This window comes from Psychrobacter coccoides (assembly GCF_017498085.1).
Classification (GTDB): domain Bacteria; phylum Pseudomonadota; class Gammaproteobacteria; order Pseudomonadales; family Moraxellaceae; genus Psychrobacter; species Psychrobacter coccoides.
In genome coordinates this window covers 197,002-213,995 of record NZ_JAGBKM010000003.1, presented here as the reverse complement: position 1 = coordinate 213,995, position 16,994 = coordinate 197,002, and the positions used below count along the sequence as shown (strand labels likewise).

At 45.0% G+C, this 16,994-nt stretch carries 13 protein-coding genes; 5 read left to right on the top strand and 8 right to left on the bottom strand.

Features of this window, described 5'->3' with window-relative positions; all coding sequences use genetic code 11:
* The first annotated feature begins 57 nt into the window (after nt 1–57).
* Together J3492_RS03345 and J3492_RS03340 are read left to right on the top strand one after the other, a co-directional pair.
* On the top strand, nt 58–411 hold the full coding sequence (locus J3492_RS03345) for an IS630 transposase-related protein (protein ID WP_207988742.1): 354 nt from the start codon (nt 58–60) through the stop codon (nt 409–411).
* Nucleotides 395–904, top strand: a complete 510-nt coding sequence (locus J3492_RS03340) for an IS630 family transposase (RefSeq protein WP_207989865.1) — start codon at nt 395–397, stop codon at nt 902–904. The genes J3492_RS03345 and J3492_RS03340 overlap by 17 nt, the downstream gene beginning before the upstream one ends.
* On the opposite strand, the gene J3492_RS03335 is transcribed toward J3492_RS03340, so the two are convergent.
* From J3492_RS03335 to J3492_RS03300, 8 genes are all read right to left on the bottom strand, one after another.
* Complete coding sequence (locus J3492_RS03335; protein ID WP_207989863.1) at nt 891–1,223, bottom strand: hypothetical protein; 333 nt, start codon at nt 1,221–1,223, stop codon at nt 891–893. The genes J3492_RS03340 and J3492_RS03335 overlap by 14 nt on opposite strands.
* A gap of 519 nt (nt 1,224–1,742) precedes the next feature.
* Nucleotides 1,743–4,019 (bottom strand): class 1a ribonucleoside-diphosphate reductase subunit alpha, encoded by a 2,277-nt coding sequence (gene nrdA, locus J3492_RS03330; protein ID WP_207989861.1) that lies wholly within the window; start codon nt 4,017–4,019, stop codon nt 1,743–1,745.
* Between the two features lie 520 nt (nt 4,020–4,539).
* Nucleotides 4,540–4,917 carry a YbeD family protein gene (locus J3492_RS03325; RefSeq protein ID WP_207989859.1) on the bottom strand — a complete coding sequence of 126 codons (378 nt, stop codon included), beginning with the start codon at nt 4,915–4,917 and terminating at the stop codon, nt 4,540–4,542.
* A 219-nt stretch (nt 4,918–5,136) separates the two neighbouring features.
* The gene (locus J3492_RS03320) at nt 5,137–5,835 is read right to left on the bottom strand and encodes a class I SAM-dependent DNA methyltransferase (protein WP_207989857.1); all 699 of its coding nucleotides are present in this window, start codon (nt 5,833–5,835) and stop codon (nt 5,137–5,139) included.
* Nucleotides 5,836–5,907: 72 nt separating this feature from the next.
* Nucleotides 5,908–6,555 carry a thiaminase II gene (gene tenA, locus J3492_RS03315; RefSeq protein ID WP_207989855.1) on the bottom strand — a complete coding sequence of 216 codons (648 nt, stop codon included), beginning with the start codon at nt 6,553–6,555 and terminating at the stop codon, nt 5,908–5,910.
* 633 nt (nt 6,556–7,188) lie between these two features.
* A complete protein-coding gene (gene rpoD / locus J3492_RS03310; RefSeq protein ID WP_207989853.1) occupies nt 7,189–9,069 on the bottom strand; it encodes an RNA polymerase sigma factor RpoD in 1,881 nt (626 codons plus the stop codon).
* Nucleotides 9,070–9,607: 538 nt separating this feature from the next.
* Nucleotides 9,608–11,782, bottom strand: coding sequence for a DNA primase (locus J3492_RS03305; protein WP_207989851.1), 2,175 nt, complete (start codon nt 11,780–11,782; stop codon nt 9,608–9,610).
* A gap of 189 nt (nt 11,783–11,971) precedes the next feature.
* The gene (locus J3492_RS03300) at nt 11,972–13,174 is read right to left on the bottom strand and encodes an outer membrane protein assembly factor BamD (RefSeq protein WP_207989885.1); all 1,203 of its coding nucleotides are present in this window, start codon (nt 13,172–13,174) and stop codon (nt 11,972–11,974) included.
* A gap of 518 nt (nt 13,175–13,692) precedes the next feature.
* Here J3492_RS03300 and J3492_RS03295 point away from each other — a divergent pair.
* From J3492_RS03295 to J3492_RS03285, 3 genes are all read left to right on the top strand, one after another.
* Nucleotides 13,693–14,904, top strand: coding sequence for an RluA family pseudouridine synthase (locus J3492_RS03295; RefSeq protein WP_424108373.1), 1,212 nt, complete (start codon nt 13,693–13,695; stop codon nt 14,902–14,904).
* A gap of 90 nt (nt 14,905–14,994) precedes the next feature.
* A complete protein-coding gene (locus J3492_RS03290; protein WP_243453073.1) occupies nt 14,995–16,005 on the top strand; it encodes a purine nucleoside phosphorylase YfiH/LACC1 family protein in 1,011 nt (336 codons plus the stop codon).
* A 132-nt stretch (nt 16,006–16,137) separates the two neighbouring features.
* Nucleotides 16,138–16,749, top strand: a complete 612-nt coding sequence (locus J3492_RS03285; RefSeq protein ID WP_207989845.1) for a flavodoxin family protein — start codon at nt 16,138–16,140, stop codon at nt 16,747–16,749.
* Nucleotides 16,750–16,994 lie beyond the last annotated feature (245 nt).

Here is a 16,994-nt window from a genome sequence, read left to right as displayed (position 1 = left end):
AGTTCTTTTTAAATAAGATACAATCGTTTTAAAGCAAGCGAAATAGCAGAAGAACAAATGACCTATTCAGCAGATTTTCGAGCACAAGTGATTAAAAGTGTCAAAAACAAAGACATGAGTATCCGTCAGGCTTGTACTTTCTATAATGTTAGCAAAACCGCATTACAGCGCTGGCTGAGAAACCCAAGTATCAAACAAACTCGAGATAAATCACCAACTAAAATACCGAATGAAGCACTCTTAAAAGACGTTGAACAATATCCAGACGATTATCTGTACGAGCGAGCTAGGCGATTCAACTGTAGTAAGACCGGCATGCACACTGCTTTAAAACGTCTAGGTATCAGTCAAAAAAAAGACCTTAGAGCATCCAAAAGCCTGCCTGATAAAAAGAGTGGCTTATCAGAGTAAACTTGATCGCTTTACGCAGCAAGGCTATCCCATTATCTATATGGATGAAAGCGGCTTTGAGCACGAGACCATCCGCTCTCATGGCTATGCACCGATTGGTACACCCTGTATCGACAGCTACAACTGGCAAGCAAAAAAGAGAACTAACGTCATCGGTGCTCTTTATAACAAGATGCTGTTTGCGCTTGATTACTTTGAACAGAATATCAATAGCAATATATTTTATGACTGGTGTAAGATCACACTTATTCCAAGTCTCAAGACTAAATGCGTGATCGTTATGGATAACGCTAGGTTTCATAAAAGCAGACGTATCCAAAAACTGCTCAACAGACATGGTCATCGCATTCTATGGCTGCCACCCTATAGCCCTGATCTTAACCCCATTGAGAAAAAATGGGCACAAGCAAAGTTTCTACGCCAAGGCTGGATGGAGAATAATCTGCCTAAACTGTTTCATGATATGGGCTGTATTTCTTTTATAGTGAACTGACTATAGCTTGGCGGTTCTCTCGACTTTGAGAAAAAACCCAATTAATTGTGAAATCAATAAATTTTGAATAAATCTCTATTTTAAAAACTCTATGAGCGTCTTCTATTTCTCTCTTTTTATTAATTGTCTGTCCAATAACTACTGTCAAGACCGCAGTTAAAATTGTGCCAGACGCGGCGATGATAGCCGCTGCTATAGACGCATCAATCTCGTTTAGATAACTTATAAATAGTTTTGCAGTATAAAAAGCTCCAACTATTAAACTGATAATTGCTATTAACCCTAGAGTCGCGAATACAAAATTCTGAATTTTTTTCATATTAGAATATTTAACCTTATGTTTTAGTGAAATTTCTGGAAGATAACGGCTATAAAGCTATTATCTCCTTGAAATCAATAGGACTTTATCTACTTGTTTTTAGATATGTAGATTTTAAAAGGTTTATTCTTTGCAACAATACGCTTACCATTTTTGGTAATTGCCCATCGCAAAATAAAAGTACCCCGCTCGTCAGTATAAATAATATACCTCCAAATTATCGAGTAAGAACTATCGCTTCACGAATTTCAGTGGACAAGGTACACTCTTATATAATAGACTACTATGCTTGTTAAAAAGCTAGACTATCTAAATGTACTTTGCAAAAAGCGGATAGTATTAACTTTTCGGAAATAAGTGCTGTAACACTTAATTCCCCACAATGGCAAAGATGAGAAATCGTCTTTGCCATTTTTATTGCCTGATTCTTTTAGAGTCAAACAAATTTTAAAATATTTCTACAATATATTACTGATATATAGCGAGCCCAACCCAAAAGCCAAACCCGCCATCAATAGCTTAAATCTTACAAGCCCCACCAGCACAATCATCTTCCATATCCGCTTGCGCATCGTTGGCACCATCACGGGTGTTATGATAATACAACGTCTTCACGCCCAGCTTATACGCATTGAGCAAGTCTTTTAGTAAGGTTTTCATCGGTACACGCTGACCATCAAAACGTGTTGGGTCATAGTTGGTGTTGGCCGAGATACTTTGATCGACGAACTTCTGCATGATAGCGACCAGCTTGATATAGCCATCATTGTTAGGCATTTGCCACAGCAGCTCATACTGATCTTTTAGCTTATCAATCTCAGGCACCACTTGCTTGAGGATACCGTCTTTTGACGCCTTGATCGACACCAGACCACGTGGCGGCTCGATGCCATTGGTCGCATTAGCGATTTGGCTTGAGGTCTCAGACGGCATCAAGGCCGTTAGCGTAGAGTTGCGCAGGCCGTGCTCAGTAATCTCGCCACGCAGCGTTTCCCAGTCGAGATGTAGCGGCTCTTGGCAGATGTTATCCAAGTCTTTTTTATAAGTATCAATCGGTAAGATACCTTGCGAGTAGGTGGTCTCATTAAACGCAGGGCAAGCGCCTTGCTCTTTAGCAAGTTTATTTGAGGCTTTCAGCAGATAGTACTGTAGCGCCTCAAAGGTCTGATGGGTCAGGCCGAGGGCGCTATCGTCAGAATAGCGTGTGCCATTCTTGGCCAAGTAGTACGCATAGTTGATGACACCCACGCCTAAGGTACGGCGACGCATACTGCCATTTTCAGCCGCTTTAACTGGATAGTCTTGATAGTCGAGTAGGGCATCGAGTGCACGGACGATGAGCTCGGCTGGCTCTTCGATATCGCTGACTTGATCGATCTTACCCAAGTTGACCGCTGATAGCGTACATAGCGCAATCTCGCCAGTCTCATCATTAATGTTGTCCAGTGGCTTAGTTGGCAGCGCAATCTCCATGCAGAGGTTGGACTGGCGAATCGGAGCGACCGAGGCATCAAAGGGGCTATGGGTGTTACAGTGGTCGACGTTTTGGATATAGATACGACCAGTGCTGGCACGCTCTTGCATCATCAAGCTAAACAGCTCGGCTGCAGGGACTTGGCGGCTACGAATGCTTGGGTCATTTTCGTACTTGGTGTATAGCGCTTCGAACTTGTCTTGATCTTCAAAGAACGCATCATACAAACCAGGGACGTCAGAAGGTGAAAACAGCGAGATGTCCTGACCTTTGATCAAACGGCTGTATAGGGTTTTGTTGATCTGTACGCCGTAGTCCATATGACGCACACGGTTGTCTTCGACACCACGGTTGTTTTTGAGGACGAGTAGCGACTCAACCTCTAGATGCCATAGCGGATAAAACAATGTCGCCGCACCACCACGCACGCCGCCTTGTGAGCAGCACTTCACTGCCGTTTGGAATAGCTTATAGAAGGGGATACAGCCCGTATGCTGTGCTTCGCCGCCACGAATCGGGCTACCAAGAGCACGGATACGGCCTGCATTGATACCGATACCAGCACGCTGCGACACGTAGCGCACGATGGCGCTGGTGGTGGCGTTGATGGAGTCTAGACTATCACCGCACTCGATCAGGACGCAGGAGCTAAACTGACGTGATGGGGTGCGCACGCCTGACATGATAGGCGTCGGTAGTGAGATTTTGAACTGGGAAGTGGCGTCATAAAAGCGTTTGACGTAGCTCATGCGCTCCACTTTGTCATAATTGGCAAACAGACACATCCCAACCAGCATATACAAAAACTGCGGGCTTTCATAAACGGTCTTGGTGACACGATCCTGCACCAAATATTTACCCGCCATTTGCTCGACCGCAGCATAGGCCAGATTCATATCACGCCAGTGGTCGATGTACTCGTTTAATTCATCAAACTCATCCTTGCTGTAGTCAGCCAAGATGTGCTCATCGTATTTACCCGCCTCTGTCAGCGTCGTCACCTGATCAAACAGATGCGGCGGGGTAAAGCGATTGTAAGCGATTTTGCGCAGATGAAAGATCGCCAGACGGGCAGCCAGATACTGATAGTCAGGAGTGTCTTCAGAAATGAGGTCGGCGGCTGACTTGATGATGGTCTCGTGAATATCACGGGTTTTGATGCCTTCATAAAACTGAATGTGTGATTTTAGCTCAACTTGTGACACTGAGACATTGTCTAAACCATCTGCTGCCCACTCGATAACCTTGTGGATTTTATCCAAATCAATGGGTTCTAAGCGCCCGTCACGTTTGGTCACTTTGATCTTATCGATATGTGTCATGCTACCCTCATAAGTTGATTGCTAATGATTACGTTGCTGGGATACACCCACCAAGTATTTATGCACGTTATATGGCTTATCATCGGAGCCTAGGTTTTTTTGGACAAAAGATGACCGCTACTCATAGTGATCATCAAAATCACTGAGTACTATATATAGCGTGTTTTTTGTTAAGTAGGCACAATATAGCGGGAATTTTCTGAAAAAGCTATATTGATTTTATTTTAGATATATGTTGTTGCAGAGGTTCAGGCGATCTGTATTTGAGCAAAGGACGATGGCATAAGGGTTAGACGAGAATGGCAAAAATAATAAAATATTTTGTAAAAAATGGGTTGCAATTCTCATTTTGTCATCTCACAAACGACTGGCTCCTAACCGCCAATGTCATGCTGACCAAAGCGCTGCTGATTGTACCTGAGACCACAAAAAATCGCCACCCATATGGATGACGATTGAGGATACTGTCAGTAGTTGTACTGCCGATATGTGTGTTTAACAATAAATTGGACTCGCTATACTAAACCACCATACGGACCGTCTTGGCATTTTCCAGTGCAGCGTACAGCTCGTTCACTTGCTCAATAGCAGTTAAGTGCAGGTTGACACGAACCGAATGAAAGCGGCCAGTCTTAGAAGGTTTGACTTGCATAGAGGCCAAGTCAAACGCTGGAAACTGACTACCAAGAATCAGCTTCAGCTCATTGAGCAGACTCTCATGCTCACCTTCGTGACCGATAATGCTCATCGGGTAGTCCATTGGGAACTCCCACAGCTCAGGATTCTGCACATCTGTTTTTTTGCCCTTTAAGATACCGTCATTGGCAACCAGCTCTGTGACTTTGACCTCTCTTTGGCCCGTAGGGTTTTGGTCCTTGTTTTTTGTATCATTACTCATAGTTTGTCTCACTCTCATAAATACCATTGCGCTGTTTATGATGGCACAGTTGCTATTATTCAAGTGATAAAATAAAACGGATACATTAATAGCGACGTGCCACTGGTATAAGTTTTTCTCGCTTGCTGTGTGCTTCGCACGCCAGAGCCTACGCAAAACTTAGTTTACACAAAACTTATTCCAGAGCACGGTATTAATTTTAATGGGATGTAACGACAGCTACTTTTTATAACCACAAATCGCCACATAATCTCCACGGTCATAGCCTTCAATGACGTCTTGGACTTGGTCGTTGGCATACATCGGATGCGTCAGCAGGGTCTGAGCATATTCAAAATCTACGAAACCATTGGCCTGCATCAAGTTGATTTTTTCATCAGAGGTGCGCCAGTTGGCAGATCTGACCAGTTCGATAGGATAAGGATCAGCGGGGGAGATGTGCGCAAGTAGCGGATGCTCCCAAGTATCGACAGCGCTGGCCAGATTATACAGACTGGCAAAGCCGCTTTCTTTTGGCACGTCGATCAGGATGAGCTTGCCGCCAGTTTTTAGCGCATCAAAAGCTTTTTTGATACAGATGTCTAAGTCGCTGATATAACTGACACTGCCGTTAAACATGATGATATCAAAGGTATTGGGTGCAATCTCGCTGGTTTCAGCTGGGCCGATATCCACTTGCAGACCGCGTTTTTCTGCAATCGCTGCCATGTCTTTGGACGGTTCGATGCCATGTTGGATATGAATGTCATAATCCTTGGCCAGTAGCATTTCAAACAGCCCGCTACCGCAGCCGACAGATAAGATGTTGCTCTCTTTGTCTAAGAAATGCGCCACCAACTTTAGTTCGCTGGCCAGTAAGTTTTGGTTGTCCAAAAACCAACTGTCGTATGCATTGGCGTGTTCATCAAATGCGGCCATAATATCTCTCCTTATTAGTATGGTCAGTTAAAGTAAATATAAGCTAAGCTAAAAAACTAAATTAAATAGGGTTTAGGACAAGTCCAACGCTTGCTGCCAAAAGTTGACTTCCATCCGTGCTGCCGTGTCAAATAAGCGCTGAAACTTATCGGCCTGTGCTGGACTGGCGTCTGCTAATAGCAGGTCAATCTGCGCTTCGTTTTGTGCCGTAATGGCTTGAAATTCGTCACTAGAAAACACGTCTATCCAGGGTTGATAAGGATTGCCTGTGATAAACCCATTATCTTTAATACGCTTACCAATCTCACCATAACCCATTAGACAAGGCGCAATAGCGGCATACAGCTCGGCCAATGAGCCTGACATGGCGGCATCTAATATATAGCGGCTATAGGCGATGGTGACGGCAGATTCTGCAGCGCCCTCTACATCGGCAAGTGGTATGCCCCATTGATGACAGAAGTCCAGGTACATGCCGATTTCTAGATCGAGCATGGCATTGATACCTGATTGACCGACACGCATTTGTGCCAGCGTATCGCTCTTGTATACGCTCAGCGCCATGACACGGGTATAGTGAATCAGATATAGGTAGTCTTGGATCAGGTAATGGCGAAAGCTGTCAGCGGCAAGCGTACCTGCTGTCAGCTGCTGGACAAACTCATGCTGAATATAGTTATTCCATGAAGGGCAGTTGTGACGTAATGTTTGGTAATTCATAGTGTTTACTGACTTATTTAAATAGCAAGTAAGCACAGGGCAGGGAACGAGAAGCGAGCAGGCACAAAAAAACCTGACCAGTCTACAGACGATAAACTGGCAAGGTGTGTTTAAGAGATGTGCTAGAAGATGTCACGCTTGTTTCCTACGTCAGTGCTAACTGCATCAGGTTCGCGGGTAACTCTCAGCCATGATTTTGGATTTTGTTTTGATAGGGTTATTAAAACCCCTCTATAAACAACGTCTAAAATCAAAGCACCCCGACAAGGTTTTTAGAAATATATATAAAATGCGTTCGAGCTGCTATTATTCAAGCAGTCGAGCCATATAGTCGATCTACTATAAAATAAATATAGTGCTACTGGTATAAATTTTCTTTGCTTGCTGTGCGACTTCGTCACTCCAGAGGCTGCAAAAAATTCATCCCAGTAGCACGCCGTAAAAGTTGTACTCTTTTTTATTTAATACTCACTATATGATAGACGAACTCAGTCATCATTAGCAAGCCATGTGCAAAGAATCACAAACAGGGTCTGTTTTATAAGTATAAATAGGCACAAAAAAGCTGAGACCTGCTCAGCTTTTTTATTGGCTCTTATAAAAGCCTTATAGATTTAGCATTTTCTAAATAAATCAGTCATTCTCTAAAAAAGAGCGCAAGTGCTCAGAGCGTGATGGATGACGCAGTTTACGCAAGGCTTTGGCCTCGATCTGACGAATACGCTCACGGGTGACATCGAACTGCTTACCGACTTCCTCTAGTGTATGATCGGTGGGCATATCGATACCAAAGCGCATTTTTAACACGCGTGCTTCACGTTCAGTCAGGTTGCCCAATACATCACGAGTGGCTTCTTGCAGGCCAGCTGCCGTCGCATCGTCTACAGGGCTTGAGATGGTACCATCTTCGATGAAGTCACCTAGGTGCGAATCTTCATCATCACCGATAGGCGTCTCCATAGAGATCGGTTCTTTGGCGATTTTTAGTACTTTGCGGACTTTAATCTCGTCCATCTCTAAGCGTTCGCCTAATTCTTCAGGAGTGGGCTCACGTCCCATCTCTTGCAACAACTGGCGTGAGACACGGTTTATTTTGTTGATGGTCTCAATCATATGTACCGGAATACGAATGGTACGTGCCTGGTCAGCGATAGAGCGGGTAATCGCCTGACGAATCCACCACGTGGCATAGGTCGAGAACTTATAACCACGGCGATATTCAAACTTATCGACCGCTTTCATAAGGCCGATGTTACCTTCTTGAATCAGATCCAAGAACTGCAAACCACGGTTGGTATATTTTTTGGCGATAGAGATCACCAGACGCAAGTTGGCCTCGACCATCTCTTTTTTGGCTCGGCGAGCCTTGGCTTCACCAATCGCCATACGGCGTGCGACATCTTTCATGTCGCGAATATCCATCTCTAGCTTTTGCTCATAATCACGGATCTTACGTTGTAATAAGATCACATCATCAACGACTTTTTCTAAATGCTCTGCAAAAGCTGGTTTGCCTTTTAAGCGTTCGGTGAGCCAATCGATATTAGACTCATTGCTTGGGAAGGTTTTACGGAATTCAGAGCGAGGCATGCGGCCACGGCGGATTACCAGACGCATAATCTGACGCTCTTGCTTACGCACATCGTCATAGACATCATGCATGATGGCCATGACTTGATCTGATAGGCGGTTGTTGAGTTTGAGTAGCATAAAGCGGTTGGCAAGTTGCTCATAGGCTTCATTGGCTTGCTCACTACCACGGCCATATTCGTTCAAGGCTTTTTTGGCTTTGATAAATAAGTGCTCAATCTCTTCAAGACGCATACGCACTTCTTCAGGATCGATACCACCCGTTTCCTCTTCGGCTTCTTCCTCTTCAACTTCTTCTACGTCGTCTTCATCTTCGTCGTCAATGTCTTTGGCTTTTGTGTTGGCTTTTGGCTTAATGACGGGTATTTTTTCTTCTTTTTCAGCCGTGTCGCCTTCTTCCGTTTCAGGGTCCAAAAACCCTGTGATGACATCGGCAAGCTTTTTTTCGCCGTCCAATACCCGCTGATACTCATCAAGGATAAACTGTACCGTGCCAGGCCAGTATGCCATCGCATGCTGAACATCGCGGATACCTTCCTCGATACGCTTAGCAATGACAATCTCACCTTCACGAGTCAACAAATCAACGGTGCCCATCTCACGCATATACATACGCACAGGGTCGGTGGTGCGTCCAGGCTCAGTTTCGACAGAAGCCAATACGGCTGCTGCTTCATCAGCTGCCATATCATCGTCACTTGATTCGTCGTTCATCAAAATATCATCAGCATCTGGGGCAGACTCAAAGATTTTGATACCGACGTCTGTTAACATCTGGACGATGTCTTCAATCTGATCGCTTTCTGTGATGGACTCAGGCAGTTGGTCGTTCACTTCGGCATAGGTAAGATACCCTTGCTCTTTGCCCATTTGTATTAAGGTGGCCAGCTGAGATGTGGACTTAGAAACTGACTTATCGTTCATAATTACTCACTTGCTTGCGTCGGACATTTTCGTAATATGACGTGCCATCGCTTGCTCGGTGCGTGGATCTAATCAATAGATTGATCACAAAAAAGGCGTAAGGGATGTCAATAATCACGAAAATGAGTTGATATGAATAAGGACTCAAAAAATTACAATAAAATGACTTAATATAGTAGGTTTAATGTAAAAGTATTACAGCGGTACTAAGATAAGCTTTTCGTCACCTCTATAACCGTTTTATTGTTAACTGACTATAAAAAGGCATTAAAAATAATACTCTAAAAAGTACAATGCTTTAAAAAACCACCATGCTCTACTCTAAAAGAGACATAAGCGTTTTGGGTTGATATGGGTTGACTAATACTCGTTTGTATAAGCAGCGCCATAGTTTAACACAGACCGTCGTTATCAGGCACGATGTCGCCTCTCATTATGGCTTATTATTTTATTAATGTTATCAGTCATATTGCTATATCAATGGGGACGCCGGCCAAGGTTTTAAAGGGCAACTTCCATACAAAGGGTCTCGTTATACTCAAACACTTATCATTTGCGCTGATTGTTCTGCTTGCTGGGCACGCAGCCAGTCATCTAGGCGTTGAGCTTGCTTACGTACGATAGCAAGTTTTACATGATCGGGATTTTGGATAAGCGCTTGCATCTTTTTTTGCATATGTAGTTTTAATAGCTGCATGACTAGGTTTTCTATAAGCTCATCAAGGCTGAGTATGTTACGAGCCGTAAGCGCTTTATAAAAGCCACTCCAGTTCTGGCTCAGGCTTTCTTGAGTCGTCGGCTGAATATTAGACATAATAAAATGGGCCGCAGCGTTTACATCTATCGGTAGGTAAGGCAAGCAGCGCTTGATGGTGCTGACCACCTCTAGCAGAGCGGCATCTTGTAAATCTGCCCAAGCGAGCGGACGAAAGGCGTCAGTGTCTGCTCTTTGTTTGATATGTGCTGGCAAGTCTAAGTGGTTGATACCTGCTCGCTGCCAAATATCATCGATAGGGTCGTCAATTAAGGCGCGTGGCTGAAACAAAAAACACAGCTGTAACTGCTGACTGATGGTCATGCCACCATCAAAATCTAGCAATGCGTCTCTTGCATCTTTGTTTTGGCTGCGTCTGCCGCCAAGCTTTTGGTAAATGTCGTTATTAAGCAAATAACGAAAGCTACTGCCTTTGGGCAGTGCAGTGGTCAATGAGCGTACTTGCGACATCAGCTTGGCCTTGCCTTCTGCCAAAGACAAGTCGTGGCGCTCACTGAGATAAGCAAAGATATACTGTGATAATGGCATGGCGCTTGCGATTTGCTCACGCATGGCCTCACTACCATTAGCCTTGATAAAGGTATCAGGGTCATGGCCATTGGGCAGCGTCAAAAACCGCAGCTCTTTATCATCAGAGAGCACTGGCAGAGCCACTTCAAGCGTCCGCCAAGCGGCCTTTTGCCCAGCGCTATCGCCATCGAAGCTTAGGGTCAGCGTTGGGTTTAGCGTCAGTAGCCGTGATATCTGACTTTCATTAATGGCCGTACCCATAGAAGCCACCGCCCCATAGATACCCGCTTGATATAAAGCGATGACATCCATGTAGCCTTCAACCACCAACCATTCATTTGCACGCTGTTGCCGTGACTCATAGTAACCATATAATATATGCTGCTTATGAAATACAGGAGAGTCTGAGGAGTTGATATATTTGGGTTTAACCTCATCATCGAGCGCTCGACCACCAAAGCCAATGACCCGGCCTTGATTGTCTCGAATCGGAAAGATGACTCGATCTCGCAGCAGATCATAATCTCGTCCAGACTCTGATTGACGCACCAAGCCTAAGGCTTTGAGCCCCTCAATGTCTTGCGGAAATTGATGCTCAAGATGCTGCCAGCCATAAGGCGCATAGCCAAGCCCAAATACCGCCAAGGTTTCCTCAGTGATGCCACGGGCGACAAAGTAATGTTTGGCATGGGGATGCGTTGTCAGATTATGCTGATAAAATTGCTGAATCCGCTCCAATAATTCATATAAATTGCCTTCTTGCTCAGTGCCATCATGACCATCATATGGTTCTAAATGCTCGTCCGTACTCGTCAACCAAGTCGGTGGGTAGCTGTTTTCGTCTTGATCATAGGGCAGATTATCATAGTCATCATAACCATAAGGTGCATCATTATAGGGGACAGCATCATAGAGCGCCTGTGGCGGTAGGGGGTCATGACTATTATGACTTTCATTGCCATTGCTGCTGTGCCACTCTGGTTGATAATCAGCCTGTGCTTGAGGATACGTATCAGGCGCTATCTGTGCTGAGCTCTGAGCGTTGTTCTCGTCTTTTATCTCTTTTTTGCTTTGCGGGACTGGCGCAGGCATAGGTTTTGGTTTGCTGCGCTGATAGCTGACATTTCGCTGTTCCTCTTGAGGTACTTCAATACCTGTTTGCTTTGACAGCTCATTGACAGCTTCGATAAAGGTGAGGCTTTCATAATCACGTAAAAAGCTGATGGCATTGCCACCAACATTACAGCCAAAGCAGTGATAGATGTTTTTTTGTGGATTGACATAAAACGAAGGTGATTTTTCACCATGAAATGGACAGCAGCCTTTGTACTCATTGCCTGCTCGTTTGAGTGTGGTATGACGCCCAATGATGCTGATCAGGTCAGCTTGGCTATTGAGTTGTTCAAGAATGTGATTGGGGATGCTCATAGGTGTAGACAGCTAACCACGAAATAAGATGACAGTTATTTTATTGAATTGATTTTATATTTATAGCATAAAAACGATTGAGTAGTGTAAATGCAGGCAAATAAGGCCAACTATACTTTATAGTTGGCCCTATCGGTTTGCATGCCTCTAAGCGCACTTGGTTACCTACACGCTTATTGGTCTAGCGATTTAGTTTGTTTCTTCTGTCTCTGTAGCGGCTGGTGCTAGACGAATACGGTCACGGCTGCTCTCATTAGGTAGGGTAGTGCGGCGAGTCGGATTGATATTAGGCAAATCAACAGCCGCTTCTTTGGCGGCGGCACTGGCACTACCTTGGCCAGACACTTGCTCGGTCGAGCTTTCAGGTAGACCTAGACCGATATTGATACCCCGGCGCTGGGTAGGCGCACCCGCAGCAGGCGTCGCCGCATTATCAGAGGGTAGGCGCAGCTGTGAAGCACTTCTAACCACTTGAGTTTTGGTGGCTCCTGTATACTCCCCCTCACGCAGCGGCTCGTCTTTTAAGCTGGCACGGCCAAGCTGGCCAAAGGTCAGTTTGTTTAACCATGAGCGATCGGCTTTGGTGGACAATCTAACACGACCATCATTGGTCAGCCAGTTGGGGTAGTTGATCTGCAACAGTGTTTTGTAATCCTTTGCCAAGTCAGTCAGTCCCAGTTGCTGATGACTGTAAGCTAAAATAGCAATGGCTTCAGGGACTGATTCGCTAAGCGGATAGTACTGAAAGACCCACTTGGCACGATTGACAGCAGCCACATGCGCCTCACGCTCGATGTACCAGTTAGCAGCAGTCAGCTCGCTTTGAGCAAACTGATTATAAATGAAGGTCATGCGCTGGGCTGCATCTGGGGCATAAGGGCTATTGGGGTATTTATTAATGAGCTCTTGAAAGTTGGCAAAGGCGATACGTAAGTATGCGGTATCACGCTCAGCTTGATTGAGGTTAAATATCTTTAATCCATCAGACGAGCCTTCCATATTGGCAACGCCACGCACATAGTAAGCATAGCTGACTTGTGGGTTAGAAGGGTACAGATTGATGAATCGATCGGCACTGGCAGCAGCGGTTTCGTAATTACCGCTGGCATATTGCGCATACATGATATCAAGTAGCGCCTGTTCGGCATATTGACCAGTGGGATAAAAAGTACGTAAGCTATTTAAATCTTCTATGGCTTGGTTATAGCGCCCTTTGTCGATTTGAGCCACCGCATCACTATAATAAGCTTGCTCGGATTTTTCAGCAGTTTCGACTGCTTCATCATCCGTACCTGTCAGGTTTTTGAAGGTTTGGCAGCCCACCAAGTTAATGCTTAGGGCAAGCAGGGTCACCGAGGATAGTTTGATAAACGTGTTGCCAACAGGGCGCATAACTTCTTCTCCGACACAAAAATTTTCCATAGTTTAGCATGAGCCACTTTAATGGGCGATGCTAAATCCTGCCATTACTGACAAATATACAGTAAATTACCACAATGTCATATTGCAGAGAGTTCTATCCTCTGCAAAAGCACCAATGAACGGTATTCAAGGCGCTTGTTCTATCGTCAGTTGAAAACAAAACTGTCATAAATCCAAAAGCGCTACTGGGATGAATTTTGCGCAGCCTCTGGGAACGCAGCAAGCAAGGAAAGTTCATCCCAGTAGCGCTGTAATATTTTTAAATTGAGTCTACTATAAGCTGCTTATTTGACTATAAAAGGCAAATGAATACAAGCTACCAATTATAGTCAATTTTAGATAAGTCATAGGAATTGTAGGGCTTGGGCGTATGACATGATACACTATAGAAGCCATTACAATACATCCGATAATGAATGTTCAACAGACCCTAACCACTGACCGTCTCTTAATTCGCTACTCTTTAACCATTTATGAAAAATAACGCTATGACCACAAATGCTACTCCCACTCAGCAGTCAGATGCTGAGTTACAATCTCAAGCGTCACCTTTAGAGCACACTGATGCTGTCCATGACAGTACTGTCAATGCGCACAAAGACCTAGCAGCAGACGATGAGTTAGCGCTCGGCGATAGCCAGCAGACTGTTGACGACGAGATGCTTGATGAAGACTTGCTAGATGATGATGACGATAGTGATGACCATGATCCATTGATTGACCAGCAAGCGACGGAGCAAGTCATCGATGTCTCGCACGTCGTCACTGAACAAGAAGCAGGCCAACGTATCGATAAGCTTGCTTCACTGGTTTTTACAGACTTCTCACGCGCCCAATTGCAAACTTGGATCAGCGACGGCAGCCTAGTAAATAATGGCAGTATCCAAAAACCCAAAAACCGTGTCAAAGCAGGTGACGTCTTACAGCTATCGACGACGCTACAACAGCACAGCGAGGATCAGCCAGAAAACATCGCTATCGATGTCGTCTATGAAGACGAAGACGTACTGGTCATCAATAAGCCTGTGGGGATGGTGGTGCATCCCGGTGCAGGTAATCAGACAGGCACACTGGTCAATGCTTTACTTTATCATTACCCCCAGCAATATCATCTGCCCCGTGCAGGTCTGGTACATCGTATTGATAAAGACACCTCAGGGCTATTACTCATCGGTAAAACCAAACCTGCACAAATGGCGCTTATGGAGCAATTAAAAGACAAGTCCGTCTATCGTCACTACCAATGCGTGGTCGCAGGAGATCAAGCCAGTCTCAGACGTCATAAAACAATCGATGCACCTATCGGCCGCCACCGTAATCAAAGAACCAAAATGACTGTCATGACGGCTGGACGCGAGGCAGTGACGCACTTACTAGGGATTACCCCGTTAAATGAAAACTACTGTCGCTTGGATGTGGGATTAGAGACAGGGCGTACTCATCAGATTCGAGTACATTTAAGTCATGTGGGTCATCCACTGATCGGTGATCGTGTCTATGGTGGTAGACGCCAACTGCGAGCAGGTCTCACCGAGGAGCAGCGTCAAACCATTAGCACATTCCCTCGTCAAGCATTGCATGCTTATGCCTTAGGTTTTGTCCACCCCACGACAGGGGAAGACATCGAAGTGACCACCCCAATTCCTGAAGACATGCAGCGGCTGATCGAAGTACTCAGTGATGGCTATGATGAAGCATAAAATGGCCACACGGACCCGCTTTAATAAAGGCATTGGCAGTAGCACCGATTATGGATCACTAGTAGTCATTGATAACAACAAGTGGATATGATGGATAAACTCCCAATAACCGTAGTGGCACAAATCAATGAGGTGACGGTGTTTCAGACCGCAGCACTTGCTGTTGATGATGCCTCTAATATAACGTGCTCAGACACTTCAAGCATGCGACAAACAGGGCAGGCCAGCTACGGTGAGATGAATCTTGGGCTGCATGTGCAAGACAATGCCGATCAGGTATTAAGCAACCGTATGCATCTACTGGCCCATATCAATCAACATCTGAGTCATCAGGATCAAGATATAAAGAAGCGCATAGCTAACGACGCTTCTGTTTATCATACGGCTATAAATAGTCTGCATTGGGTCAATCAAATTCATGGCCATCACGTCTGTGACATCGACAATAGCGCACTTAGTATGCAGCCAGTGCATGCAGATGCCATGATTAGTCAGCAGCCTGGGATTGGTCTGGCAATCATGACTGCTGATTGTGTGCCTATCGTCTTGTATCAACCAAAGACAGGCAAGATAGCAGCGATTCATGCAGGTTGGCAAGGCTTGGCTTGTGGGGTGATAAAATCTACGGCAGCGAAATTTGATTTATCGATACCAGTTTTGGCATGGATAGGGGTATGTATCAGTCAGGAAAACTATGAAGTGGATGGCGCTGTGCGTGACCAGTTATTGAACGGCGGTATAAAAAATCAGCTGCTATCATCATCAGATAGTGATAGTTTTGATGCGCTTTTTTGTGTGCCATCTGACACGCCTCTCGCCTCCGGTGCTACTATAGAACCTTTAGGGGAGACGGTTGCTGATTTGACAAATACTGCTACAGTAAAAGCAAACAAAATAAAACTAAACTTACCGAAGCTTGCCGCTCATCAGCTGGCGACTGTTGGCATTGAAGTATGTACCGATATGCCGCCTTGTAGCTATGGTGATGCTCATTATTATTCTTATAGACGTCAGACTCATCTGAAGCAGGCGGCCACTGGTCGTATGGCGCTTGTGATTGTACGCAGTCATGGTAAAATATCCACTAAGATGAATGTATAACTCTGCACGTGAATGCTTTAAATCAAATATCTGAGCGAGATATTTTTGTATCCTAATATTTTCTATTTCAATGTCAAGGCAGCAATATAAAACGTACTAAGTCGCCCACCCACTACTATTATTAGAGCTTGTATGAATACATCCGCAAAAAAACCTACTCGCACCACTGATAAGCAGCCGACAGCATCCATAGCAGTGGTTTATCATAGCAACTATGGACATACCAAACGTGTTGCTGAAGCGATAGCCACGGGCGCTCGTCAGCAACTGCCAACAGCACAGGTAAAAGCTGTCGATGTTCATGACATTGACTGGGCATTTTTGGATCAAGCAGACTTACTGGTATTTGGCAGTGCAGTCTATATGGGTAATGTGCCAGCAGGCTTCAAAACCTTTATGGATGAGACTTCTAAGCGCTGGTATCATCGCAAATGGGAAGGGAAGTGGGCGGCTGGCTTTGCGAACTCTGGTGGGCTGAGTGGTGATAAGCTTGCGGTATTACAGCAAATCTGTTTGTTTACGATGCAGCATGGCATGAACTGGATCGGTATGCCATTGATGCCGACTGGTCATGGTGAGGAAGACTTAAACCGTCTATCAAGCTTTTTGGGTTTGATGACGCAATCGCTTGATGCGCCCCCTGAAGAAACCCCAGGCAAGGGCGATATGGATACGGCCATTTGGTTTGGTAATCATTTAGCCAAAACCGTCATTAAACATCAGCCAGCCAACCCGGAAGCATAGTAAGTATTATTTTGAAGACATATTGACTGCCGCAGTTTAATGGCCCTGGGCGAGGATAGCGTCAAGTCGGGTATCAGTAGCATAGCAATATAAAGGTCTCGATCTCACTGTGTAGCGACTATAGGATGAGCGGTGACTGGGATGGGGCTTTCTGCCAGCTGAATGGACTGACAACCTGTGAATAAAGGAATGAGTGTCAATATGCTTGTTATTGTAAGGTGTTTCATGGTCACTCTCGATTATTG

Coding starts and splice junctions, on each gene's coding strand:
- J3492_RS03290 (WP_243453073.1), top strand. CDS start 14,995: ATGGATAAACTCCCAATAACCGTAGTGGCACAAATCAATGAGGTGACG.
- tenA (WP_207989855.1), bottom strand. CDS start 6,555: ATGAATTACCAAACATTACGTCACAACTGCCCTTCATGGAATAACTAT.
- J3492_RS03300 (WP_207989885.1), bottom strand. CDS start 13,174: ATGCGCCCTGTTGGCAACACGTTTATCAAACTATCCTCGGTGACCCTG.
- J3492_RS03320 (WP_207989857.1), bottom strand. CDS start 5,835: ATGGCCGCATTTGATGAACACGCCAATGCATACGACAGTTGGTTTTTG.
- J3492_RS03305 (WP_207989851.1), bottom strand. CDS start 11,782: ATGAGCATCCCCAATCACATTCTTGAACAACTCAATAGCCAAGCTGAC.
- J3492_RS03325 (WP_207989859.1), bottom strand. CDS start 4,917: ATGAGTAATGATACAAAAAACAAGGACCAAAACCCTACGGGCCAAAGA.
- J3492_RS03335 (WP_207989863.1), bottom strand. CDS start 1,223: ATGAAAAAAATTCAGAATTTTGTATTCGCGACTCTAGGGTTAATAGCA.
- nrdA (WP_207989861.1), bottom strand. CDS start 4,019: ATGACACATATCGATAAGATCAAAGTGACCAAACGTGACGGGCGCTTA.
- J3492_RS03285 (WP_207989845.1), top strand. CDS start 16,138: ATGAATACATCCGCAAAAAAACCTACTCGCACCACTGATAAGCAGCCG.
- J3492_RS03295 (WP_424108373.1), top strand. CDS start 13,693: ATGACCACAAATGCTACTCCCACTCAGCAGTCAGATGCTGAGTTACAA.
- rpoD (WP_207989853.1), bottom strand. CDS start 9,069: ATGAACGATAAGTCAGTTTCTAAGTCCACATCTCAGCTGGCCACCTTA.
- J3492_RS03345 (WP_207988742.1), top strand. CDS start 58: ATGACCTATTCAGCAGATTTTCGAGCACAAGTGATTAAAAGTGTCAAA.